At 60.9% G+C, this 22,298-nt stretch carries 24 protein-coding genes; 6 read left to right on the top strand and 18 right to left on the bottom strand.

The genetic code is table 11. The features are described from left to right. Positions 1–268 precede the first annotated feature (268 nt). A complete protein-coding gene (locus tag HMPREF3104_RS10715) occupies positions 269–694 on the top strand; it encodes a hypothetical protein (RefSeq protein ID WP_070495835.1) in 426 nt (141 codons plus the stop codon). Positions 695–738: 44 nt separating this feature from the next. Beyond that, a complete protein-coding gene (locus HMPREF3104_RS10710; protein ID WP_070495833.1) occupies positions 739–1,092 on the top strand; it encodes a hypothetical protein in 354 nt (117 codons plus the stop codon). A 69-nt stretch (positions 1,093–1,161) separates the two neighbouring features. Here HMPREF3104_RS10710 and map read toward each other — a convergent pair whose 3' ends face one another. From map to dxr, 5 genes are all read right to left on the bottom strand, one after another. Beyond that, complete coding sequence (gene map / locus HMPREF3104_RS10705) at positions 1,162–2,061, bottom strand: type I methionyl aminopeptidase (RefSeq protein ID WP_070495831.1); 900 nt, start codon at positions 2,059–2,061, stop codon at positions 1,162–1,164. A 10-nt stretch (positions 2,062–2,071) separates the two neighbouring features. Continuing rightward, positions 2,072–3,883, bottom strand: coding sequence for a penicillin-binding transpeptidase domain-containing protein (locus tag HMPREF3104_RS10700; protein WP_070495830.1), 1,812 nt, complete (start codon positions 3,881–3,883; stop codon positions 2,072–2,074). A 61-nt stretch (positions 3,884–3,944) separates the two neighbouring features. Further along, entirely contained in the window at positions 3,945–5,108 is a 1,164-nt protein-coding gene (ispG, locus tag HMPREF3104_RS10695; protein ID WP_070495828.1) for a flavodoxin-dependent (E)-4-hydroxy-3-methylbut-2-enyl-diphosphate synthase, read from the bottom strand. Positions 5,109–5,118: 10 nt separating this feature from the next. Beyond that, on the bottom strand, positions 5,119–6,327 hold the full coding sequence (locus tag HMPREF3104_RS10690; RefSeq protein WP_070495826.1) for a M50 family metallopeptidase: 1,209 nt from the start codon (positions 6,325–6,327) through the stop codon (positions 5,119–5,121). After that, on the bottom strand, positions 6,328–7,524 hold the full coding sequence (gene dxr, locus HMPREF3104_RS10685; protein WP_070495824.1) for a 1-deoxy-D-xylulose-5-phosphate reductoisomerase: 1,197 nt from the start codon (positions 7,522–7,524) through the stop codon (positions 6,328–6,330). Positions 7,525–7,674: 150 nt separating this feature from the next. Here dxr and HMPREF3104_RS10680 point away from each other — a divergent pair, with 150 nt between their 5' ends. Beyond that, positions 7,675–8,100: a DUF2631 domain-containing protein gene (locus tag HMPREF3104_RS10680; protein WP_070495821.1), complete on the top strand. Its 426-nt coding sequence runs from the start codon at positions 7,675–7,677 to the stop codon at positions 8,098–8,100. A 73-nt stretch (positions 8,101–8,173) separates the two neighbouring features. Here HMPREF3104_RS10680 and rlmN read toward each other — a convergent pair whose 3' ends face one another. The 3 genes from rlmN to frr all read right to left on the bottom strand — a co-directional run bounded on the left by rlmN (position 8,174) and on the right by frr (position 10,835). Next, on the bottom strand, positions 8,174–9,277 hold the full coding sequence (gene rlmN / locus HMPREF3104_RS10675) for a dual-specificity RNA methyltransferase RlmN (protein ID WP_101734432.1): 1,104 nt from the start codon (positions 9,275–9,277) through the stop codon (positions 8,174–8,176). Between the two features lie 81 nt (positions 9,278–9,358). Beyond that, positions 9,359–10,264: a phosphatidate cytidylyltransferase gene (locus tag HMPREF3104_RS10670; protein WP_052203818.1), complete on the bottom strand. Its 906-nt coding sequence runs from the start codon at positions 10,262–10,264 to the stop codon at positions 9,359–9,361. A gap of 13 nt (positions 10,265–10,277) precedes the next feature. Beyond that, complete coding sequence (frr, locus tag HMPREF3104_RS10665) at positions 10,278–10,835, bottom strand: ribosome recycling factor (protein WP_070495819.1); 558 nt, start codon at positions 10,833–10,835, stop codon at positions 10,278–10,280. A gap of 84 nt (positions 10,836–10,919) precedes the next feature. On the opposite strand from frr, the gene HMPREF3104_RS10660 reads away from it, so the two are divergent. Then, positions 10,920–11,987 carry an amidase family protein gene (locus tag HMPREF3104_RS10660; RefSeq protein ID WP_070495817.1) on the top strand — a complete coding sequence of 356 codons (1,068 nt, stop codon included), beginning with the start codon at positions 10,920–10,922 and terminating at the stop codon, positions 11,985–11,987. Here HMPREF3104_RS10660 and pyrH read toward each other — a convergent pair. Continuing rightward, positions 11,976–12,659 (bottom strand): UMP kinase, encoded by a 684-nt coding sequence (gene pyrH / locus HMPREF3104_RS10655; RefSeq protein WP_052206331.1) that lies wholly within the window; start codon positions 12,657–12,659, stop codon positions 11,976–11,978. The two genes, HMPREF3104_RS10660 and pyrH, sit on opposite strands and share 12 nt — an antisense overlap. 120 nt (positions 12,660–12,779) lie before the next feature. Between pyrH and HMPREF3104_RS10650 the strand changes: the two genes are divergently transcribed. Next, positions 12,780–13,199, top strand: a complete 420-nt coding sequence (locus HMPREF3104_RS10650; RefSeq protein WP_070495815.1) for a hypothetical protein — start codon at positions 12,780–12,782, stop codon at positions 13,197–13,199. Between the two features lie 179 nt (positions 13,200–13,378). Here the strand turns inward: HMPREF3104_RS10650 and tsf are convergent, their stop codons facing one another. Next, positions 13,379–14,197: a translation elongation factor Ts gene (tsf, locus tag HMPREF3104_RS10645; protein WP_052203809.1), complete on the bottom strand. Its 819-nt coding sequence runs from the start codon at positions 14,195–14,197 to the stop codon at positions 13,379–13,381. A 210-nt stretch (positions 14,198–14,407) separates the two neighbouring features. Further along, the gene (gene rpsB, locus HMPREF3104_RS10640; RefSeq protein ID WP_070495813.1) at positions 14,408–15,325 is read right to left on the bottom strand and encodes a 30S ribosomal protein S2; all 918 of its coding nucleotides are present in this window, start codon (positions 15,323–15,325) and stop codon (positions 14,408–14,410) included. Positions 15,326–15,635: 310 nt separating this feature from the next. Between rpsB and HMPREF3104_RS10635 the strand changes: the two genes are divergently transcribed. Next, positions 15,636–16,208: a M23 family metallopeptidase gene (locus tag HMPREF3104_RS10635; protein WP_083279084.1), complete on the top strand. Its 573-nt coding sequence runs from the start codon at positions 15,636–15,638 to the stop codon at positions 16,206–16,208. Here HMPREF3104_RS10635 and HMPREF3104_RS10630 read toward each other — a convergent pair. From HMPREF3104_RS10630 to lepB, 7 genes are all read right to left on the bottom strand, one after another. Beyond that, entirely contained in the window at positions 16,205–17,143 is a 939-nt protein-coding gene (locus HMPREF3104_RS10630; protein ID WP_070495811.1) for a tyrosine recombinase XerC, read from the bottom strand. The two genes, HMPREF3104_RS10635 and HMPREF3104_RS10630, sit on opposite strands and share 4 nt — an antisense overlap. 30 nt (positions 17,144–17,173) lie before the next feature. Next, positions 17,174–18,331: a DNA-processing protein DprA gene (locus HMPREF3104_RS10625; protein WP_070495809.1), complete on the bottom strand. Its 1,158-nt coding sequence runs from the start codon at positions 18,329–18,331 to the stop codon at positions 17,174–17,176. Beyond that, positions 18,328–19,890, bottom strand: a complete 1,563-nt coding sequence (locus HMPREF3104_RS10620) for a YifB family Mg chelatase-like AAA ATPase (protein WP_070495807.1) — start codon at positions 19,888–19,890, stop codon at positions 18,328–18,330. The genes HMPREF3104_RS10625 and HMPREF3104_RS10620 overlap by 4 nt, the downstream gene beginning before the upstream one ends. Further along, entirely contained in the window at positions 19,877–20,335 is a 459-nt protein-coding gene (locus tag HMPREF3104_RS10615; RefSeq protein WP_083279082.1) for a YraN family protein, read from the bottom strand. The genes HMPREF3104_RS10620 and HMPREF3104_RS10615 overlap by 14 nt, the downstream gene beginning before the upstream one ends. A 105-nt stretch (positions 20,336–20,440) precedes the next feature. Continuing rightward, entirely contained in the window at positions 20,441–20,749 is a 309-nt protein-coding gene (locus tag HMPREF3104_RS10610; protein WP_052203799.1) for a DUF2469 domain-containing protein, read from the bottom strand. Then, positions 20,750–21,394 carry a ribonuclease HII gene (locus HMPREF3104_RS10605; protein WP_070496041.1) on the bottom strand — a complete coding sequence of 215 codons (645 nt, stop codon included), beginning with the start codon at positions 21,392–21,394 and terminating at the stop codon, positions 20,750–20,752. A gap of 4 nt (positions 21,395–21,398) precedes the next feature. Further along, positions 21,399–22,223, bottom strand: a complete 825-nt coding sequence (gene lepB / locus HMPREF3104_RS10600; protein WP_083279081.1) for a signal peptidase I — start codon at positions 22,221–22,223, stop codon at positions 21,399–21,401. Positions 22,224–22,298: the final 75 nt, after the last annotated feature.

Genomic DNA, 22,298 nt, shown 5'->3' with positions numbered 1-22,298 from the left:
CCCCGAAATAGGGGCAGGTGATGTTGCTACTGAAGCATGAGTATCGCCAGCTAGAACACTGGCGTTACTAAGTCCAGCCCACAATTTTTAAGTCAGAGAACTCTGGCAAAATTTTAGGCGTTAGGTTGCGCCGCGCTCCAAGTTACTTGCTAACATGGTCCGCGACGCTCGGAACAAGGGAGCCGCCACTTCCTACCGAGAGCCTCCAGGGTGAAGCTCCTGCTTTACTGTGGACGTCCTACAAGTACTACGAGTAAGGATTTGTTTCATGCGCAAGTTCCAGAAGGCCGCCCTCGCAGGCGCCACCGCCGTTGCTGTGGCATTCGGCTCCACCGCAGTCGCAACCGCAGCTGACGAGAACCCCGGCAACTCCAGCGAAAACCAGAGCAGCAGCTCCAACTCCAACGGCAACGAGGAGTCCAAGGAGTGGAAGGCTCCGACCAAGCCGACCACCGGTGACAAGACGAAGCCGGCGACCGGTTCCACCAAGGTTGGTGGCAAGCTGGGCGCCCACAAGGACGGCCAGGCAATCGGCACCGACTACGACGCATTCTTCGGTGGCGAGGGTTGGACCGAGCAGGCTCCGATCTACAAGCTGCTCTTCGTTGGTGGCATCGCTACCTTCGTTAGCGCGCTCGTCGGCCTCGTCTTCGGCCCGGCGTACAACTTCTTCGTCCACGGCCCGTCTTTCTAAGTCGTAGCCTCCAAACAACCTAGATATTCGAAAGAAGGATAAACATGCGTAACTTCCGCAACGCAGCCGTGGCATCCGCTACCGCAGCAGCTCTGGTTCTTGGTGGCGCAACCGTCGCTACCGCTGATGAGCCCCAGAATGACAAGGACAGCAACCTGATCTTCGCTGGCAAGCAGAAGGTTGACGGCAAGGCTGACGGCAACTGGCCGAACTCCGAGCACAAGGACAAGGACTACTTCGCTACCGACCACTTCGGCGAGAAGACCGACGTTAATGGTGTTCCGGACTGGGCTCGCTGGTGGGTTGACTCCTCCATCGTTGGCGCAATCGGTGCTGTTATCGGCCTGATCATCGCTGGCGTTAACTACGCTTCCTACAACGGCTGGATCAAGCTCTAAGCTTTCCCCGCTGTAAGCGATAACAAAGCTCCCACCCGATTGGGTGGGAGCTTTTCTGTTTGCTGAGGACTACTCCCCCAGCATGTGCTGGCCGGCAGCCACGTCAGCGTCGGGAAGGGTGAGGATCTCGTTGCCATCCTCCGTAATCAGGATCGTGTGCTCAAACTGGGCGGTGTACTCCCCGTCCCGGTTTTGGACGGTCCAGCCGTCATCCCAAATGTCATACGGCAACGCGCCGAGGTTGATCATCGGCTCAATCGTCAGCGTCATCCCCGGCTCAAGGACGTCCGTGTACGCGTCAGAGTCATAGTGCAGCACCACAAGGCCGTTATGGAAGGTGGTGCCCACGCCGTGGCCGGTGAAATCCGTAACCACGTTGTAGCCGAAGCGCTTCGCGTAGGACTCGATGACGCGACCAATGACGTTTACCTCACGTCCCGGCTTCGCAGCCTTGATACCGCGCATCATCGCCTGATACGTGCGGTCTACAAGATCGCGGTGCTCCTGGGCTACCTCACCGGCAAAAAACGTCGCGTTCGTGTCACCGTGCACGCCGTTTTTGTACGCAGTGACGTCGATGTTGGCAATATCGCCCTCCTGGATCACCGTCGTGTCCGGGATGCCATGGCAAACGATCTCATTGAGCGAAATGCAGCTGGACTTTGTGAAGCCGCGGTACCCCAGCGTAGACGGGTACGCGCCGTGATCAAGCAGGTACTCGTGGATGACGCCATCAACGTAGTCCGTGGTCACACCTGGCTTGATCTCTTTACCACCGACAGCCAACGCGTTCGCCGCAATCTTGGACGTCTCGCGCATCGCCTCAATGGTCTCTGGGCTCTGCACAAACGGCTCGCCCACATTCTCCTGGACTTCATCCTTCCAGGCGTACTCCGGCCGCTTGATCGACGCGGGTACTTTCCTAATCGGGGTGGGCTTACCTGGGGTCAATTTTCCGCGTGGATTCATGCGATCAATGTTAGCCCCTTGCCGCATCCAAGTCTGCAAGCATCGTCTGCGTCAGCGCCACGGCCGTTTCAGAGCCGCCGCCCAATACAACAAGCGTGGCAAACGCAATGTCATCGTCAGACCGGTAGCCGGTAAACCAGGAGTGCGATCCGCCGGTGATTTCGGCTTCGCCGGTTTTACCGCGGACGTCTCCAAGCGATGTAAGCCCACTTGCGGTACCACCCGGCGAGGTCACCGCAAGCATCATCTGGCGCAGCTGTTCCATCGCCTCCGGGCGGGGCTTTTCCACATGCTCATTGACTTGCGTTTCCTCCCCCGGCAGCAGGAACGGAACCGGCATCTCACCGCGTGCAGCCGTCGCAGCAACCAGCGCCATGCCAAAAGGACTTGCCAAATCATATCCCTGGCCGTAGCCGGCCTCAGTGCGCTCCAGCGGGGTCTCGCCCACCGGGATGGAGCCAGTGATGGTGTCCAAACCCGGGATCATCATGTCCAGGCCAAGTCCGAACTGCTTGCCCACCTCCTGGAGCTCGCCGGGTGCCAGTTTGGTGGAGATGTCTGCGAACGTGGTGTTGCAGGAACGCGCGAACGCTGTCTGCAACGGCACGCTGCCCATGCCAAAACCGGCGTAGTTGGTTACCGTTCGGCCGTAAATGTTCATCGTGCCGGGGCACGGGACGATGGAATCCGGGGTCAGTGATTGGCGCTCCAGGCCTGCTGCGGCGCTAATGATCTTGAACGTAGAGCCCGGCGGGTACTGGCCCATCGTGGCCAAGTTGCCCTTTTTGTCAGCTGCCGGGGTTTGGGCAACAGCCAGGATGCCGCCGGTGGATGGTCTAATCGCCACAATCATCGCTTCGCGGCCAGCAACCGGCTCTAGCGCTTGTTCCGCAGCGCGCTGCACAGCACGGTCCAGACTGACCTGGATCGCGGGTGAGGGCGCCGGGTCAACGCGCTCAACCTGTTCAAACTCCACACCGTGCTCGTTGACAACGGAGACGCTCCAGCCCGGGTCACCATCCAAATCATCGCCAACCAAGGTTGCAATACGCGCCATGATGTCCGGCGCGAAACCGGGGTCAAGGTTGACCATCGCGGCTTCCTCATTAAGCCGCACCCCCGCCTCGCCACCGAGAGCCTGCTCGAAGGCGTCCTTAGCGGTGGCAGGAATCAGGGCAGCCGAATACGTCGATTGGGTGGAGGAGAGGGCTTTGGTCAGCGACGCGGCGTCGTGAAGCGGGACTGCCCTATCAACCTCATGTGCTGCCGCAAGCGCTACAGCGATACGCTGGGCCGCCTGCGGCACGCTCTTAATGCCCTTGGGTTCCACGAGCACCCGGTACGCAACACCCGGACGAAGCAACTCCGCACCATCCGAAGAGACCACACTTGCTGGGTGTGCCGGGATCGCGCGCAGCTCCAGATGTTGGTGGGCACCCAACTTTGGGTGAATCGCAGAGGGCTGCCAGCGCACCTGCCAGCCGTCTGCGGATTGGGTGAGCGTCATATGCGCGTCATAGGCATACTCACGCTCACGCGGAAGCTGCCAGGACATACGGTACGTCGCCGTGGCAAACGCCTCGCTTTGGCTGACCTCTGTCAGCGTTGCCTCAAGCGACTCTGCCTGCAAGCCCTCCCAGGTGGTTTCGGCGGCGGACTGGGCGGTCGACGGGGCGTCGATAATCTTGCCAAATTCGGCGCGCTCTTCAAGCGCTTCCAAAAAGGCCTTCGCCACCGGCTCAGCCGAATCAGGCCTTGGTGTGCATGCCGCAAGCCCCACTGCGAGAAACAGACAGCAAAGCAGGGCAAGAAGGCGACGCATGACAAAAACGTAACAGCGCCGAGAGTCTCCCCGGCGCTGCCACAAACATGTCGGAACGCGTCTAGCGCGTAACCTTGACCTCGGCCTTGGTTCCGGCCACCTCTTCCAGGCCCTGCTCCTCAGCAATACGCAGCGCGTGTGCGATCAACGTCTCCACAATCTTGGACTCCGGCACCGTTTCCACAACCTCGCCCTTGACAAAGATCTGGCCCTTGCCGTTGCCAGAAGCCACGCCAAGATCCGCGTCACGGGCCTCACCAGGACCGTTGACAACACAGCCCATCACGGCAACGCGGAGCGGGAACTCCATGCCGTCCAGGCCAGCGGTGACCTCCTCAGCTAGCTTGTACACGTCCACCTGAGCGCGGCCACAGGACGGGCAGGAAACGATTTCAAGCTTGCGCGGGCGCAGGTTCAGCGACTGCAGAATTTGATCGCCTACCTTGATCTCCTCCACCGGGTCTGCGGAGAGGGAGACACGGATCGTGTCGCCAATACCCTGCGACAGCAGCGCACCGAACGCCACGGAAGACTTGATCGTGCCCATGAACTTCGGGCCTGCCTCCGTCACACCAAGGTGCAGCGGGTAGTCCGTCTTCTCTGCCAGCTGACGGTAGGCCTCCACCATCAGCACCGGGTCAGAGTGCTTCACAGAGATCGCAATATCGCCGTAGCCGTGTTCCTCGAACAAACCGGCCTCCCAAATCGCGGACTCCACCAACGCCTCCGGGGTGGCCTTGCCGTACTTCTCCAGTAGACGCTTGTCCAGGGAGCCACCGTTGACGCCAATACGGATCGGGATACCTGCATCCCCCGCAGCCTTAGCCACTTCCTTGACGCGGCCGTCAAACTCCTTGATGTTGCCCGGGTTCACGCGAACTGCGGCGCAGCCCGCATCGATGGCGGCGAAGATGTACTTCGGCTGGAAGTGAATATCTGCAATCACCGGAATCGGCGACTTTGCAGCAATCGCCGGCAACGCTTCCGCGTCCACCGTCTTCGGGCAAGCGACACGAACAATGTCACAACCCGCGGTGGCCAGCTGCGCGATCTGCTGCAGCGTGGCGTTAATGTCATGCGTCTTTGTCGTGGTCATGGACTGCACCGTGATCGGGTGGTCTGACCCAACGCCTACCCCACCAACCATCAGCTGACGCGTCTTGCGGCGCGGCGCCAACGTCGGCGGCGGGCCTTCTGGAATACCTAAACCGATGGGGAGATTCATGCGGTTTACCTTAGCCCAAAAGCTTCACGGGGTTCACCACGTCCGCCGCCATAACAAGCACACCAACCACCAAAAGCAGCCCTGCGATTGTGTAGGTCAACGGCATGAGCTTTTCGTAGTTCGCCGGCGGGCCAGGTGGCAGGCCACGCAGGCGCCGGAAGAAGTCCCGGATCTTCTCGTAGAAAATCACCGCGATATGCCCACCATCCAAAGGCGGCAGCGGCACCAGGTTAAACAGCGCGAGGAAGAAGTTCAGGCTGGCCAGCATCAGGAAGAACACCGGCCACAGGCTGTTTGCCGCAAGCTCGCCACCGGTACGCGACGCGCCGATGACACTGATTGGGCCCTCCACGTCACGCTCCGCACCGAATACGGATGCCACAACACCCGGGATCTTGCCCGGAAACGCAATCAAACCATCAACGGTGGCGCCCAACATCTCACCGGTGAACTTCGCGGTAGCCGGGACTGCCTCAACCGGTCCGAAGCGCTTCATCGCATCCGGCACCGGTGCCAGGCCCACACCGATTGCGCCAGCTTCTACCTCCTGGCCAGTCTGCGGGTTTAAGCGCTTGACCGCCTGGACCTCCACTGCGAAGTCCTTGTGCTCACCATTTCGCTCAACTGTGACGTCCACGGTCTCACCTGGGCGAGTCATCACGTAATCACGCAACTGCGTAAACGCTGTGATCGCTTCACCGTCTACCGCAACCAACGCATCGCCTGAGCGCAACCCCGCCTCGTACGCAGGGCCGCGCCCAGTACACGGCGCAAGCGTTTGCTCATCCACCTGATCGGATGTACACGTCAGCTCACCCACCCTTGGTGTGCGGTCCGCGTACGGGTTAGGAATCCCCGACATCGTGGCCACCATGTAGATGATCACCACGCCGATCAGCAGGTTCATCACAATCCCGCCAATCATGACGATTACCCGCTGCCACCACGGCTTATTCACCATGGCGTGCGGCGCTTCATCCTCCGTCACCGGATCCAGCGCCGTCATGCCCGCGATGTCACAAAAGCCACCAAACGGCAGTGCAGCAATGCCGTACTCAGTGTGCCCGCGTTTTGTCGACCACACCGTCGGGCCAAACCCAATGAAATACCGGCGCACCCGCATGCCAAAGGCACGCGCCGTAAACATGTGCCCCGCCTCATGCAGCGCAATCGACACCGCAATACCCAGCGCGAACAGCACTATGCCAAGCGCGCCCACCTACTTAGCCACCTTCGCGCCAGCGGCGATTGTTGCAATCACCTCGGCAGCCAAACTGCGCGCACGCGCGTCCGCCTCCAAAACGGCTTCGACGGTGGTTGGGGGTTGGGGGTGGTTGCCGTCGGCGTCGAAAAGCGAAAGCACCTGCGCCACCACATCAACAATGTGCGGAAACGCGATGCGTCCGGCGAAGAACGCATCCACCGCCACCTCATTCGCCGCGTTGTACACCGCCGGGTACGGCTCGCCGCGCTTCACCGACTCGCGTGCAAGCTCCACCGCCGGGAACGCCTCGGCATCCAAGGGTTCGAAGGTCCACGTGTGCGCCTGGGCGAAATCGAGTGCGGGCTGAGCTTTTGCTACACGACGCGGCCACGCCAACGCATGCGCAATCGGCATCTTCATCGACGGCGGGGAGGCCTGCGCGATCGATGCACCATCCACAAACGTCACCATGGAGTGGATGACGGACTGGGGGTGCACGGTGACATCAATAATGTCCGGATCGATCCCGAACAACATCGCCGCCTCAATCAGCTCCAGGCCTTTGTTGACCATGGTTGCTGAGTTGATCGTGTTCATCGTGCCCATGGACCACGTCGGGTGTGTCACAGCCTCCTGCGGGGTCACCCCCATCATCTGCTCACGCGTGCGGCCACGGAAGGGCCCACCAGAAGCCGTGAGTACGAAACGAGCAACATCCTCCGGGTGGCCTGCTCGCAGGCACTGCGCCATCGCCGAGTGCTCCGAATCCACCGGCACCAGCTGTCCCTCGCGTGACTTGTCCAGCACCAGCGAGCCACCGGCAACGAGAGATTCCTTGTTAGCCAACGCCAACACCGCGCCGGTCTCCAGCGCCGCAAGCGTTGAGCTCAGCCCCGCCGCGCCCACAAGCGCGTTGAGCACCACGTCTGCTTCGTGCTTCTTAATAAGTTCGCGTGCAGCTTCCTTGCCCGAGATCACTTCCCCGCCAAGCGCCTCACTGACCTGTTGCGCAGCGTCCTCTCGCTGCACGGCAACCTGATCGGGCTTCAGGCCATGCGTACGTGCCTGGTCAATGATCGCCTGCGGTTGACTTCCCGCAGCCGCGATACCCGCGACTACGAAATCAGCAGGGTTAGCCTCAATAACCTCAAGCGCCTGCGTACCAATAGAGCCTGTTGAACCCAGAATCAGAATGCGTCTCACACCCGCCATTGTTCCAGTCTGCTCCACAAGCGGTAAAACTTTCGGACGTTTAGGGGGTATTCACTCGCAAACTGGCAAGCCCATGTGAAAGAATGGTGCCAATACTGTTGCAAATAGTTCCAATTGTTTTCCAATTGTTCAGCACGAAGGAGTTTGGCTGTGGCCAACCACGCTCTCGACAACGCACCTCAGGTGTACAACGGCGTATCTGAGGCAGATGTCCCATCCGCCCGCTTTGGCTGGAGCGAAGCCGGCAACGGCATCATCCAGGTCGCAGGCTGGATTTCCGTCATCGCCCTGGTTGGGTTCAACTTTGGTAACCACGAGGGTCACGTAGAGACCATCTGGCTTGTCACCCTCGCAGTGGTCATCGCACTTGGTTTGATTCTTCTGGCAACCCAGCCGAAGCTGAACCAGGTACGCACCGTCACCGCGCACAACAAGCCGGTTGGCCACCAGGAGCCGGACTGGGCATACGACCAGAAGACGCTCTCCGGTGTCTACGCCGATCTTGGTGAGCGTGAGCTGCGCGCCCTCAACATCGACCCGGCTCGCGTTGCACACCTGCGTGCACCGCAGAACTAGTTCCCAGCACTAGTACGAAGCTAGATATAAAAAAACCCGGCCTTACGTGGCCGGGTTTTGTCGTTGCTGGTGCTTAACCCGCCTTCTCGTCTGCTGCCAACTGGCCACAGGCCGCGGCAATCTCCTGGCCCTTGGTGTCGCGCACCGTACACGTCACGCCCTGGGCAATCACGCGGCGCACAAACTCTTCTTGGCGGTCCTTCGGGGACGCATCCCACTTCGATCCCGGCGTCGGGTTCAACGGAATCAAATTCACGTGCACCTTGGGGCCGAGTGCCTTGTGCAGCTTCTGCCCCAACATGTCAGCGCGGAAGTTGTGGTCATTGATGTCACGGATCAGCGCGTACTCGATGGACACGCGGCGACCCGACTTATCGGCGTAGTAACGCGCGGCGTCCAACACCTCGGACACAGGCCAGCGGTTGTTCATCGGCACCAACTCATCGCGCAGCTCATCATCCGGCGTGTGCAGGGAGACGGCGAGGGTGCAGGACAACCCTTCGTCTGCAAGCATGCGGATCTGCGGCGCCAACCCCACCGTGGATACCGTGACGTTGCGCTGCGAAATACCAAAGCCCTCAGGCGACGGCTGCGTGATCTGACGTACCGCAGACACCACACGCTTGTAGTTGGCCAGCGGCTCCCCCATCCCCATAAACACAATGTTGGACAGGCGCGAGCCTTCCTCCTGCATCATTGCTGCCGCAACGCGCACCTGATCCACAATTTCTGCGGTAGACAGGTTACGGTCCAACCCACCCTGGCCCGTGGCACAGAACGGGCAGGCCATGCCGCAGCCCGCCTGGGAAGAAATACACAGCGTGGCGCGGTCCGGGTAGCGCATGAGGACGGACTCCAGCAGGATGCCGTCGTGCAGGCGCCACAGTGTTTTCGTGGTGTCCCCGTTGTCGGTTTCCACCTTGCGCACTGGGGTTAGCAGCGTTGGAAACAGCGCGTCTTTCACCGCCTGGCGCTGCGCTTCCGGCAGGTCCGTCATAGTCAACGGATCAGCTTCGAACTTGCCGTAGTAGTGGCGCGCGATCTGATCGGCGCGGAACTTGGGCAGGCCAAGCTCCTTCAGCGCATCAATGCGCTCTTCTTTATTCAGGTCCGCGAAGTGCTTCGGCGGCATGCCGCGCTTGGGCGCCAGCAGGTTGATCTGGGGAACATCGCTCATAATGCGCCCCATTGTTGCACGTCAAGCCAACATCAGGCGAATTAGAGCGATTCCTTGCGCAGAACTCCTTGCCCAGAAAAGCTAGAACGGGTTGAGCAGTACCGCAGCGTTGAGCAAAGCGTAGGTGGCGCACGCGGCTGGCAGCATGCCGTCCAAACGGTCCATCAGGCCACCGTGGCCGGGCAGCAGGTTGGACATGTCTTTAATGCCAAGCTCACGCTTGAACTGGCTTTCCACCAAGTCACCCATGGTTGCGCACACCACCAGGGCCGCACCCATGACAAGACCCAGCCACCACGGGCCGTGGATCAAGAAATGCACAACTAGCAAGCCAGTGATCATGCCGAAGACCATGGAGCCGGCAAAGCCTTCCCAGCTCTTGTTCGGGCTGACCGCCGGGGCCATCGGGTGGGTGCCAAACATCACGCCGGCGGCGTAGCCACCAACGTCAGACGCCACCACGCACAACATGAACGCGATGATGAAGCGGGATCCCGGAATGCCGCCCTCATCAATCAACGAGATCATCGCAGCGAAAGAACCAAACAGCGGGATCCACGTCAGCACAAAAATGCCAACGGAAGTATCGCGCAGGTAGTTTTCCGGGTTGGCGCTGCGGCTCAAGCGCCCTGTGGCATCAGTGCTAGGCCCACTGGTGTGGAAAAACAGGCGCCAGAACATCAAAAACAGCACAGAGATGGCAAACGCCGCCACAAGGCCGCCACTGGCGTAGAACGCCGAGGACCACAGCATGATCTGGCCCAAAATGATCAGCAGCGTGCGCGGCTGCTGGTAGCCCGCCTCACGCAGCCGCGTAAGCACCTCCCACATGGCGAAGGCAACAGCCACCGCCACCAGTGGGTACCACGCCATAGGGCCAACCAACACCGCTGCAATGACCACCGCGCCCAGGATCACGCCTGTGGTGATCGCAGCGCCCAGGTTGCGCCCCGCCTTATTCTTCGGCTTGGGGGCGTGGATGTGCATAGACACTTGAGGTTTAGACCTCCATCAACTCGGTTTCCTTCTTGGAAACCAAATCATCAATCTGTGCAACGTAGCCCTGGGTGGTCTTGTCCAGCGCCTTCTCAGCGGTCTGCACGTCGTCCTCGCCCGCGTCGCCGTCCTTCTGAATCTTCTTCAGTGCTTCCATGCCCGTACGGCGCACGTTACGGATGGCTACCTTGCCCTCCTCGCCCTTCTGCTTAGCCTGCTTCACCAGGTCCTTACGGCGCTCCTCCGTCAGCTGCGGGATGGTCACGCGGATCACGTGGCCGTCATCCGTCGGATTGACGCCCAGGTCGGAGTTACGGATCGCGTCCTCAATCTCGCGCATAGTGGACGGGTCGAACGGCTTGATGATGAGCATGCGCGGCTCCGGCACCGAAACCGTTGCCATCTGGTTGATCGGCGTCGGCGCGCCGTAGAAGTCCGCCATAACGCCGTTGAACATGGCCGGGTTCGCACGTCCGGTGCGGATGGAAGCCAGCTCGCCGCGGGTGTGCTCCACCGAAGCGGTCATTTTCTCTTCGGCGTTTAGCAGCACGTCATCAATCATGGGTCAGTTCCTACCTTCATCGTCGTTTGAAAAACGTAACGCCCCCAAATCTACCAGCGCACCCCCGGCCTACACTTGCACACCATGCACCACCCAGCGTTTGCGTCCATCGCCAACACCCCAATCCGTGGCACCCACGGCGCTCGATTGGACGGATGGTCCATCCCCATCAAGTCATCCACCCCGGTTGTGGGGCTTCCTACTATCGACGGCTCACCGCACCGCACCTCCACCCCAACCGACCACGACCCGTTTGTTGCTTGGCTGTTGCGCCAGGGTGCGAGCGTGCCGGCAACCACACTGAGCTCAGAGTTGGGCGCAACGTGCTACGCGGAGCGTCCCGATATGCCCGTGTTGGAATCTCCGGCGTATCCCGGCTGCACCCCCGGTGGGTCTTCTACGGGTGCAGGTGTGGCGGTGGCGCTGGGTTTAAGCCGGGCAGCGCACGGCACGGATGCGGGTGGTTCGATTCGCGTTCCCGCCGCGGCATGCAACGTGGTCGGCTTCAAACTGGGTGGCAAATCGCTGTCGGCGCACGGGATGCTGACCACCACGGTGCAAGACCAGATGGAGATCTTCGGGTGGACGCCTCCCCCGCCACGGCGCTTACGCATCGGTGTGCTGACCCGCGGCGTCTTCGCTGACCCGCAGGTGCAATCCTGGCGTTTGGATGCCGTGGATGAGGCCGCAGGTGTGCTCGACCGCTACCACGAAGTGGTGGCAATTGATCCGTACCCCGAGTCACGCGAAACCTACAGGCATTTCGGCACCATCATTAAGTCCTCATTCACCAACGCCGAGCCACTAGACAGCGACTACATTAGCTGGCTGCACGAGGAAGCACTTGCCCTAAGCCCTGAAGCCCGCGCCAACGCCTCCACCCATGTAGGCGTATTGCCGGAGCTGCTCGCACGCACTTGGGACGTAGACGTCGTGCTCTGCCCCACCCTTGCATTCGACCCGCCAAAACTCGGCACGTTTTCCGACATGAGCCCTGAAGACAGCTTCGAAGCCCAAACCGGCTGGTCCCCCTGGTGCTCGGTGTTCAACATGCTCAAAACCCCCGCGATCGCCTTGGGGCCCGTCCACTTGGGCGCCCTCAACGTCACGGGGGCTGAGCTGCTTGAGCTCGCGGCGTTATTACGCGACTAGCGTGCCTACCTGCTCACCGGCAACCGCACGTGCAATGTTGCCTTCCTGCAGCAGGTTGAACACCAGGATCGGCATGTTGTTGTCCATGCACAGGCTAAACGCCGTAGCGTCTGCAACCTTCAGACCCTGCTCAATGACCTCGCGCGGGGTGATCTCAGAAAACAACTGCGCGTTCGGGTTCTCCCGCGGATCAGCGTCATACACACCATCCACAGCCTTGGCCATCAGCAGCACCTCGCAGCCGATCTCCAGCGCGCGCTGTGCTGCAGTGGTGTCCGTGGAGAAGTACGGCATACCCATACCAGCGCCGAAGATGACCACGCGGCCCTTCTCCAGGTGGCGGGATGCACGCAGCGGCAGGTACGGCTCAGCCACCTGCGCCATGTTGATGGCAGTCTGCACACGGCAGTCCACGCCCTCCTGCTGCAAGAAGTCCTGCAACGCCAGGCAGTTCATCACCGTGCCCAGCATGCCCATGTAGTCCGAACGTGCACGGTCCATGCCACGCTGCTGCAGCTGCGCGCCGCGGAAGAAGTTACCGCCACCAATCACAACCGCAACCTCAGTGCCACCACGGGCAACCTCTGCAATCTGCTTGGCCACACTTTCAACCACGTCAGGGTCAATACCAACCTTGCCGCCGCCGAACATTTCACCACCCAGCTTCAGCATCACTCGCTTGTAGCCTGTGCGCACAGGTGCCGTGGCTTCGGTCACGTTTGTCAACTCCTTTGAAAAGGGGGTCAGATACACTCGGCGACAATCTTACGCTGCCAGATCAAAAGGACCCAGATGCGCGCCAAACTCACCGCTACCGCACTCTCCTGTTTGCTGCTAACAGCCTGCGGCACACATGATTACCAACACGCGCTGCAGGACGCACTGTCAAAACACGGGGGTGACGCTTCTGTCACGCTGCACATCAGCGACGTTTATCCCAACGCAACGCAAGTCCTCCTTGTTTGCCCGTACGCGGGCCAGACGGCAAATGACATGCTTGGCCGTCACGTGTTTCGCAACTATGAGGACGCCAACGACGCCACCAATTGGGTGCTCGTCCAAAAACCCAACGGCAAAGTGTCAAAAATTGCCATGGAACGATCCCAGGTTGACCTGTGTGCAGGCGACGCCGAGGCAGTGTTAGCGCTGAACCCGGATGGACAGCTGGTGTTTGAGGCCCGGGATGGGGTGTGGGCGCTGAGACGTCGATAAGCAAAAAGCCCCAAGCGAGCCTAGGACGCTTACGGCTGCAGCAATTCCCAAATTGCTGCATTCCAGACCCCATACCCCCAGGTGGCGACATCATCTCCCCGGATTGCCTCATTGCGCAACGCCCCCACACAAGCAAAAAGCCCCAGGCGAACCTGGGGCACATGCTGGAATGTTAAGGCTTAAGCCTGGCCAACCTCGAAGCGAACGAAGTCGGTGATCTCAATGCCAGCCTCATCAGCGATCTGCTTGACGGTCTTCTTGGAGTCAACCAGGGACGGCTGATCCAGCAGGACAACGTCCTTGAAGAAGCCACCCATGCGGCCCTCAACGATCTTGGCAATAGCAGCCTCCGGCTTGCCCTCGTTGCGGGTGATCTCCTCCTGAACCGCACGCTCCTTCTCAATCACGTCAGCCGGGACGGACTCCTGGTTGAGGTAACGAGCCTTCATAGCAGCGATCTGCAGCGCAACCTGGTGAGCAGCCTCAGCGTTGTCACCGGTGTAAGCAACCAGCACACCAACAGCCGGCGGCAGGTCCGCAGCCTTCTGGTGCAGGTACTTCGCAACGTTGTCACCCTCAACGGTGGCAGCGCGGCGCAGCTCCAGCTTCTCGCCGATCTTGGCGGACATGCGCTCGAGCACCTCGTGCGCGGTCTCACCGTTGACGTCAGCCTTAGCCAGCTCCTCCTGGGAGTTAGCCTTCACCGCAGCGGCAGCCTCAGCGATCTGATCAGCCAGGTCCTTGAACTCCTGGTTCTTAGCCACGAAGTCGGTCTCAGAGTTGATCTCAACGATGGTGTTGCCGGAAACAGCAACCAGGCCCTCGAGAGCGTTGCGCTCAGCGCGCTTGCCCACGTCCTTCGCACCCTTGATGCGCAGGGCCTCAACGGCCTTCTCAAAGTCGCCGCCAGCCTCTTCCAGGGCCTTCTTGCAGTCCAGCATGCCGGAGCCAGTGGTCTCACGAAGCTTCTTTACGTCTGCAGCAGTGTAGTTCGCCATGTGGCGATTCCTCCTCTAAATCGGGGAAAGGTGTTTAACGTTAGAAAGATTAGCCGAACTGTGTTTGTTCGGCAGCGAAGGGTCCGGAGGGGCAAGGCGCGCGCCGCACCCAACCGGAATTGACACCCGTCACTTACGCACGAAATCCCCGCGCACAATGCGTACGCGGGGATCCCTCATGCGGCACACGCGGTGTGCGTCACGGCAAATTTATGCCTTGTCAGCTTCAGCCTGCTCAGCAGCGCGGACAGCTGCCGGCTGCTCAACCTCTGCAACTTCCTGCGGAGCAGCGGTCTCTGCGGCAACAGCGGCCTTAGCGGCATCAGCTGCGGAAACCTCGTCAGATGCAGCAGCCTGTGCGGCAGCCTCAGCAGCCTCAGCCTGCATCTTCGCATCGGTGTCGCCTGCAGCATCACGTGCGGCAGCCAGCTGGCGCTCCTCGCGCTGCTTCTTGCCCTCGATGACAGCCTCGCCCACAACGTGGGTGAGCAGCTTCACAGCGCCGATAGCGTCGTCGTTGCCCGGGATCGGGAAGTCAACCTCGTCCGGATCGCAGTTGGTGTCCAGGATGGCAACAACCGGGATGCGCAGCTTCTTCGCCTCGGAGATGGCGATGTGCTCCTTGTTGGTGTCCACAATCCACAGTGCGGACGGAGCCTTGGTCATCTCGGAGATGCCGCCGAGGACGCGCTCCAGCTTGGTGCGCTCACGGTTAAGCATCAGGACTTCCTTCTTGCCGCGGCCTGCGTAGCCGTTCTCGGCTGCGTCCATTGCCTGCAGTTCCTTCATGCGGGCAATACGCTTGGACACGGTCTGGAAGTTGGTGAGCATGCCACCGAGCCAACGGTGGGTGACGTACGGCATGCCAACGCGCTCAGCCTCTTCGCGGATCGGCTCCTGCGCCTGCTTCTTGGTGCCAACGAACAGGATGGTGCCGCCGTGTGCGACGGTCTCCTTCACAAACTCGTAAGCCTCATCGATGTAGGTCAGCGACTGCTGCAGATCGATGATGTAGATGCCGTTGCGGTCGGTGAAGATGAAGCGACGCATCTTCGGGTTCCAGCGACGAGTCTGGTGGCCAAAGTGCACACCAGCGTCGAGGAGTTCGCGCATGGTTACAACTGCCATGGGAATGATCTCCTTCGGAGAAAAGTAGTTTCGGTTTACGTACGTGGTCAGCGTTGTGCGGGTTTTTATCCCGCACCCTGGCACCGGACTAGCCCTGCACCCCTTGACGAGGGACCGTTGCTGAGCTGGCCTTATTCGGCGCGCGAAGTCAATCTTGTTACAGACTGCCCGCATAACAATACTCACGTGCTGCGCAATTACCTAATTGAGCTGCAGCATCCGGTGGCATCGACCCCCTCGCCGAGTGCCCCGTCCATAAAGTCTTAAGAAACCACTAGCGCGCCCGGCAGTTTTGTGGTGAGGTATCTGCATGGGGATTACGGGGATTTCTTTCAAGCTTTCTGGTCACATTTCTACGCGTGCAACACTCACCGCATGGGCGGTCGCACTCGCTTGCATATGCAGCCAGCCGTATGCCACAGCCTGGGTGGATCCGACAACCGGCAAGGACTACGCCACCCGCGTGACACGTCCGGCGGATATTCCGAAGCGCAATTGGCTGCCCGGCCACCGCGGTGTTGACCTGTACTTGCAGCCCGGCGCGCCGGTGTTGGCGGCGGAGGCTGGCACGGTGGCGTTTGTGGGCAGTGTGGCGGGCACACCGATCGTGTCGGTGGATCATGCGCCGTCGGCGAGGTTTCCGGAGGGGATTCGCACGACGTATCAGCCGGTGCGTGCCAGTGTTGCGGTTGGTGATGAGGTTGCTGAGGGCCAACTCATTGGGGTTTTGGCGCGTGCAACGAGCCGCTTTGCCGGTGAGCACGATGGGTTGCATTGGGGTGCGAAGACGGGGCCGGATACCTACATTGATCCGTTGACGTTGTTGGAGCCGCCGAAGATTCGGCTTAAGCCGGTGGAGCGCACAGCACGGGTTAGGCGTTAGGCGCGTGGGTGGGCTTGGTCGTAGACGTTTTTGAGCCGCTGTGCGGATACGTGTGTGTAGATCTGGGTGGTTTGCAGGCTGGCGTGCCCGAGGAGTTCTTGCACCACGCGTAGGTCTGCCCCGCCTTCAAGCAGGTGTGTGGCAGCGGAGTGGCGTAGGGAGTGCGGCGTGATGTCACTTGCACCTGCGTTGTCTGCGGCGCGTTCCACCACGCGACGTACCTGCCGCTGGTCGATGCGTTTGCCTCGGCTGCCCACGAACAAGGCGTCGCCGGCATCCTCATGTGCTAGTTCGGCGCGCCCGTGGTTGAGCCAGTCACGCACTGCCCGGCTTGCTTGTTCCCCGAACGGCACCATGCGTTGCTTGTTGCCCTTGCCTGTGACTTTGGCCAGGCCCTTATTTAGGTCCACATCGCCTACGTCCAGCCCGGTGAGCTCGCCGACACGCATGCCGGTGGCATAGAGCAGCTCCAGCATCGCCGCATCTCTCAGCGCTTCAGGGGCTTTTTGCTTATCGACGCCCCCGCCATCGCCCCCAACGCCCTCCCCCCGATCCTGCTGTTCCACCTGTTCCACCTGTTCCAGCATGGTCGCTGCTGTCTCTGCGCGCAGTACAGCCGGCAGCGGGCGTGTGATCTTCGGCGTGACCAGGCGCGCCGCCACATCCGTGTCGATGTGGCCTTGTTTATACGCCCATGTGGAGAACGCCCGTACGGCTGCAGTGCGCCGGGCCAGGGTGGAGCGGGCTTTGCCTTGCGCGACGGCGTCCGCAAGCCACAAGCGCAGATTGTCCAGCGTGAACTGCGCAAACGTGTCAATCCGGCCCTGCAGCAGCGCTAAGTCTGCGCGGTAGCCGCGGACGGTGTTTGCGGAGCGGCCCTGCACAAGCGTGGCGTATTCCGCGAAATCCTCTACCGCGGCTTGGAGTTGACTCATGTAACGGCAGTGTAGTCGCTTAGTGCCTCGTCACTTCTTGTCAAGCTCAACCCGGCGCCACAGGCGGCGTTCCCTGCGAACAAGGTTGCGGCTTTCCAGCTCCATGAGCAGGTGCACCGTCAGCCCCACCGCCATGCCGGCTACTTCGGCCACTTGCTCGGCGGTTCTCGCACCAACGGACGGCAACGGCAGCGAGTCATAGACCTGCAACTCATTGCGCGACAGGCGCTGGATGGGTGTTGGCTCATAGAGATCGTCCAACTTCAGCTGCATGTCTTCTTCACCAACCGTGCTGAGCAGCTCATGGATGTGGTCGGCGCTTAAGACCATGGTGGCTTGCTCCTTCGCAATGGCCAGGTTGGTGCCTAGGCAGGCTTTCTCCATGATGGAGCCCGGCACTGCCATCGCCTGCCGGTTAAAGGTGTGAAGCCAGTTCAAGGTGTTTAATGCCCCGGAGCGATAGCCCGCCTCCACCACCACGCTGCCTTGCGACAACGCTGCGATCAGCCGGTTTCGCGTCAGGAACCGATGCCTATCAGGGGTAACACCCGGTGGGTATTCGCTGATCATGGCGCCGCCCTGGCTGGTCACGCGCTGAAACAGGCGCTCGTTTGGCCGCGGGTAGGTCACCCCGGCGCCAAAGGCCGTAATCACCACGGTTGGCGTCGCATTCGCAAGGGCCGTGTCATGCGCCACCGTATCCACGCCTGCGGCCCCGCCAGAGACAATCGTGTACTGGTGTTTCGCAAGACCGGCTACCAGGTTCGCGGTTGCCTTTTGTCCCTCGTGGCTCGGCGCGCGCGTACCAACCACACCAACGGACTGCGCAAACAACGCTGGCAGGTTCTGCTGCCCTTTCACCCACAACGCGTGCGGCGGGCACGCGCCTTTCTCAAGCGCCGTCAGCGTGTCAAAGCTTGCTGAAATCGCCGCGCTTGGCCAGTTCGGCGAATCGGGCGTGATCAGGCTAAAGCCGAGATCCGCAGCCTTGGCCAGGTCCTCTTCGGGTACTGCCCGCGCGTACCTGGCTTCCGTGGCGCCTGCCAAGCCTCCTAGCCAGCTCGCCCGTGTGCGCACACCGTTGGCAATTTCATCGGCGTCCCGCCCGGCGCGCAACAGGGCCTGGAGGTGCTGGTTGGGCCCCTCAATTACGCGTGAGAGGTACGCCCATGAGGTCAACGCGCTCATGCCGCCACCTCCTCACGCTGGGTCTTGCGCAGCGCCACCGCCCGGTAGATGTGGTCGATGTGTGGGCACGGCTCGTGTTCAAGATCGGCCATGGTCCAGGCGAGCTTGAGCACCCGATCCACGCCTCGTTGGGTCAGCTCGTCGTTCCTGAGCATGTGTTCAATCGTTGCTGCGGAGGATTCATCTGGCGGGAAATGTCGGCGGATCACGGTAGCGTCCATCGCCGCGTTAGTCGTGGCCTGATAGCCCGCCTTGGTCCAGCGGTGCGCTGCACGTTCACGTGCTTCCATCACCCGCGCCAGGATTGCGGACGACGGCTCCGCCCCTTCCGGACTCAACACCGCCGACTGCGCAGTTGTGGTCAAGAAAATGTCCAACCTGTCCCGCAACGGCCCTGAGATATTGGACAGGTGGTTCCTGCGTTGCAGCGGCGTGCACCCACATTTTTGAATATCCATCCCGCAAGGGCACGGGTTGGCAGCCAGGATCAGCTGGAAATCCGCCGGATACTCCACGTTTCGGCGCTCACGCCTGTGCACCACCTTGCGTTTTTCCAGCGGGATGCGCAGCGAATCCAGCACGTGCGCCGAAATCTCCGACGCCTCATCCAAAAACAGCACCCCGTTGTGCGCCTGGCTCACCGCCCCCGGCGCCGGCACGCCCGATCCCCCACCGATGAGCCCAAATCTGCTTATCGACGGATGCGGTGCCACAAACGGCCGCCTCCCCACAATCTCCCCGCGACTGACCCCTGCCGCCGAATGCAGAGCCGTGGTCTCAATCTGCTCATCAATACTCAACGGCGGCAGAATCGATGGCAGCCGCTCCGCCAGCATCGACTTGCCTGAACCCGGCGGGCCAACCATCAGTATGTGGTGCCCGCCAGCAGCGGCGATCTCCATCGCTTCGCGCTCCAGAAGCTGACCCGCCACATCCGCAAAATCCGGCACGTGGGTGGTCTGTGGGTCAGCTGGCGCTGACGCTGCAGCGCGATCGGCAGCGTCGATAGCGGTGTCTAAGAACTCCTCCGCGCACAGCCAACGCCACACCTGCGTGAGGTTGTCCGCCACCAACACATGCTTGCGTTTGAGCAGCGCCGCCTCTCGCGCATTGGCACGCGGCACCACCACAACGTCGAAGTCATTGCCGGTACCTTCCGCACGCGAGCGCTGCGCGTGCAGCAACATCGGCAAGATGCCCTCCACCCGACGCAGCGTGCCGTCGAGCGCAAGCTCGCCCATAAACACCGTGCGCGCCAGCACCGGATGCAGCTCCGGCTCTCCACTTGCCGCAACCCCAAGCGCAATCGGCAAATCAAAATGGCTGCCCGCTTTACGCAGGTGCGCTGGTGACAGCGACACCATGATCTTTGAGCGTGGCCACGGCAACCCAGAATTCGCAATAGCCGTACGGATACGGTCACGCGACTCACGCACCGCCGCATCCCCCAGGCCCACCATGTACATCCCGGGCAGGCCCGGCCCCACGTTGGCCTCCACCGTCACCATGTGCGCACGAAGACCCTCCACGGTAGCCGTCAGCGTTCTAGCAAGCGCCATCATCAACCCCCTCGAAGCGGCACACCACATAGGAGTTGCCGTTGAAAAGGACCTCGCAGACGTCGAAACGCACCTGCGAACCACCGCCATTCGGGGAACGATCCAGCCACTCGGCTGCGCACCTGCGCATCGTGGCCAGCTTTTTGGCAGTCACCGCCTCCGCCCCGCCGTACTCACCGCTACGCCGAGACTTCACCTCCAAAAACACAATCGTGCCGTCAGGCGCACGCAACACCGCGTCCAACTCCCCAGCACGACACCGCACCCGCTTGTTGTACAGCGAGTACCCATACTGCTCATATAGGCCAACCGCCACATTCTCACCGGCGACACCCAGCGCGTAACGGTCGGCCACCTCGCTATCCGGGTGCCCCGTCACCTGCGTAGTCTCACCACGCAACGTCAACGGAAAATGCGAAAGCGTGGCGGATCGATGGTTAGACATAAACGTCCCCCCTTATGGTTTCAGTTCTGAAGTAGGTATTCACACGAAGCAACGCGAAACGTTGCCCCTACCCACTTAGACTGACCAAACCCCCCTTCGGTTCCCTTAACGGTCCGGGAACGTCAAATCCGGCTTATCCAGCTCCTCAATATTGACATCCTTATACGTAATCACACGCACATAACGCACAAACCGCACCGCACGGTACATATCCCACACCCAGCAGTCAGACATACGCACCTCGTAGTAGACATCATTGCCCTCAGTGTGCGGGATCAGCTGCACGGCATTCGCAAGGTAAAAACGACGCTCCGTCTCCACCACATACGAAAACTGGCTCGCCACATCGCGGTACTCACGGTACAGCGACAGCTCCACCTCGGACTCATAATTGTCCAGCTCTTCGGCGCTCATCTACCGCACAACCCCTTTGTAAAACTCATCGGCTTCACGGACGTTGGCATAACTATAACGGTGCTGCGCACTCGCACCGTGGCGGCGCACCGCAGCCATATGCGCCGCAGTTGAATACCCCTTATGGCCAGCCAAGCCGTACTCCGGAAACTGCTCCGCCATCTCCACAATCAACGCGTCCCGAGACACCTTCGCCAACACACTCGCCGCCGCAATACACCTCGCCGCAGCATCCCCTCCCACCACCGGCAACTGCGGCACGCCAAGGCCCGGGATACGAAACCCGTCCATCAGCACATATTTGGGCGCAGGATCAAGGCCTGCCACCGCACGGCGAGCCCCATCCAAGTTCGCCGCCTGAATACCTCGACGGTCAATGTCCGCCGCCGGCACGTGCACGATGGAAAAGGCGGTGGCGGAGTTAACGATGGCGTCGAAAAGCATCCGGCGCCTACGCTCCGTCAACTTCTTCGAATCATCCAACCCCTCAAGCTCAGGCAACGGACGCGTCGGCAACATACACGCCGCAATAGTCACCGGGCCGAAACACGCACCGCGCCCCGCCTCATCAACACCAGCGACCGGGCCGAACCCAACCTTGTCCAGCGCCACCTCATAGGTGCGCAACTGCTTCAGGCGGCGCACCACACTAACGCTGGATATCCGGGTCGTCCACACCACCCAGACGACTCAACGGGAAGACCACCGCAGACACCTTGCCACGGAAGTTCTCCCGCGGAATCGTCCCCTGCAGCTCATCACCCATATGCGCACGCGAATCCAGCGAATTCGTCCGGTTATCACCCATCATGAAGTAATGGCCCTCAGGCACCGTCAGCGGGCCGAAAAAATCACCACCGCAAGCTTCCGAACCCGTCGTAGTGTCCACCGGATACGTCGGCGGATTAAGCACATACGACTGATCAATCGGCGAACCATCCACCATCACCGCCGGATCCCCCGCCTGGCAGCTCACCGTCTGACCACCCTCAGCAATAATACGCTTCACCAGAGTGTTCTCATCCTTGGGCACCAGACCGACCCAGCTGCCAACCTCCTGCATACCGCGGATGAACGTGTTGTTGGAACGATTCGACACAAACCCGGTATTCCAACTGTCAGTGCCCTTAAACACCACCACATCCCCCGGCTCCGGGTCACTGAAGTAGTAGCTGACTTTCTGCACCAAAATGCGATCACCCGAACCGCTCTCACCGTGCAACGTCGGCTCCATCGACGCCGACGGAATCACATACAAACGCCCCAAAAACGTCTGAATGACAAACATCAATGACAACGTCAAGATCACAACCGCGGGGATCTCGATGTACCACGGGGTCTGCTTGGGCGCTTGGGTTTCTTCTTGGGTGGTTTCTTGGGTGGTTTCTTGGGTGGTTTCCGCCTGCGCTGGCTCCCCCGGCCAGTGGGTTTCATGCTCGGTGCGGACCGGATCATTCGGTGTAGTCACCCGCATCACCCTACACGCTGTCTGGCGTTTTTCGGATGTCGCTGAAAATGATCGCGAAATCTTTCAGCGTCCTGCGGTTTT

It is taken from the genome of Corynebacterium sp. HMSC30G07 (assembly GCF_001806945.1).
Taxonomy (GTDB): domain Bacteria; phylum Actinomycetota; class Actinomycetes; order Mycobacteriales; family Mycobacteriaceae; genus Corynebacterium; species Corynebacterium riegelii.
This window is presented reverse-complemented; position numbering and strand designations above follow the sequence as displayed.

Excerpts from the sequence above, each read along its gene's own strand:
- HMPREF3104_RS10715 (WP_070495835.1), top strand. The coding sequence starts at position 269 with ATGCGCAAGTTCCAGAAGGCCGCCCTCGCAGGCGCCACCGCCGTTGCT.
- HMPREF3104_RS10710 (WP_070495833.1), top strand. The coding sequence starts at position 739 with ATGCGTAACTTCCGCAACGCAGCCGTGGCATCCGCTACCGCAGCAGCT.
- map (WP_070495831.1), bottom strand. The coding sequence starts at position 2,061 with ATGAATCCACGCGGAAAATTGACCCCAGGTAAGCCCACCCCGATTAGG.
- HMPREF3104_RS10700 (WP_070495830.1), bottom strand. The coding sequence starts at position 3,883 with ATGCGTCGCCTTCTTGCCCTGCTTTGCTGTCTGTTTCTCGCAGTGGGG.
- ispG (WP_070495828.1), bottom strand. The coding sequence starts at position 5,108 with ATGAATCTCCCCATCGGTTTAGGTATTCCAGAAGGCCCGCCGCCGACG.
- dxr (WP_070495824.1), bottom strand. The coding sequence starts at position 7,524 with ATGGCGGGTGTGAGACGCATTCTGATTCTGGGTTCAACAGGCTCTATT.
- rlmN (WP_101734432.1), bottom strand. The coding sequence starts at position 9,277 with ATGAGCGATGTTCCCCAGATCAACCTGCTGGCGCCCAAGCGCGGCATG.
- HMPREF3104_RS10670 (WP_052203818.1), bottom strand. The coding sequence starts at position 10,264 with ATGCACATCCACGCCCCCAAGCCGAAGAATAAGGCGGGGCGCAACCTG.
- frr (WP_070495819.1), bottom strand. The coding sequence starts at position 10,835 with ATGATTGATGACGTGCTGCTAAACGCCGAAGAGAAAATGACCGCTTCG.
- HMPREF3104_RS10660 (WP_070495817.1), top strand. The coding sequence starts at position 10,920 with ATGCACCACCCAGCGTTTGCGTCCATCGCCAACACCCCAATCCGTGGC.
- pyrH (WP_052206331.1), bottom strand. The coding sequence starts at position 12,659 with ATGCTGAAGCTGGGTGGTGAAATGTTCGGCGGCGGCAAGGTTGGTATT.
- HMPREF3104_RS10650 (WP_070495815.1), top strand. The coding sequence starts at position 12,780 with ATGCGCGCCAAACTCACCGCTACCGCACTCTCCTGTTTGCTGCTAACA.
- tsf (WP_052203809.1), bottom strand. The coding sequence starts at position 14,197 with ATGGCGAACTACACTGCTGCAGACGTAAAGAAGCTTCGTGAGACCACT.
- rpsB (WP_070495813.1), bottom strand. The coding sequence starts at position 15,325 with ATGGCAGTTGTAACCATGCGCGAACTCCTCGACGCTGGTGTGCACTTT.
- HMPREF3104_RS10635 (WP_083279084.1), top strand. The coding sequence starts at position 15,636 with ATGGGGATTACGGGGATTTCTTTCAAGCTTTCTGGTCACATTTCTACG.
- HMPREF3104_RS10630 (WP_070495811.1), bottom strand. The coding sequence starts at position 17,143 with ATGAGTCAACTCCAAGCCGCGGTAGAGGATTTCGCGGAATACGCCACG.
- HMPREF3104_RS10625 (WP_070495809.1), bottom strand. The coding sequence starts at position 18,331 with ATGAGCGCGTTGACCTCATGGGCGTACCTCTCACGCGTAATTGAGGGG.
- HMPREF3104_RS10620 (WP_070495807.1), bottom strand. The coding sequence starts at position 19,890 with ATGGCGCTTGCTAGAACGCTGACGGCTACCGTGGAGGGTCTTCGTGCG.
- HMPREF3104_RS10615 (WP_083279082.1), bottom strand. The coding sequence starts at position 20,335 with ATGTCTAACCATCGATCCGCCACGCTTTCGCATTTTCCGTTGACGTTG.
- HMPREF3104_RS10610 (WP_052203799.1), bottom strand. The coding sequence starts at position 20,749 with ATGAGCGCCGAAGAGCTGGACAATTATGAGTCCGAGGTGGAGCTGTCG.
- lepB (WP_083279081.1), bottom strand. The coding sequence starts at position 22,223 with ATGCGGGTGACTACACCGAATGATCCGGTCCGCACCGAGCATGAAACC.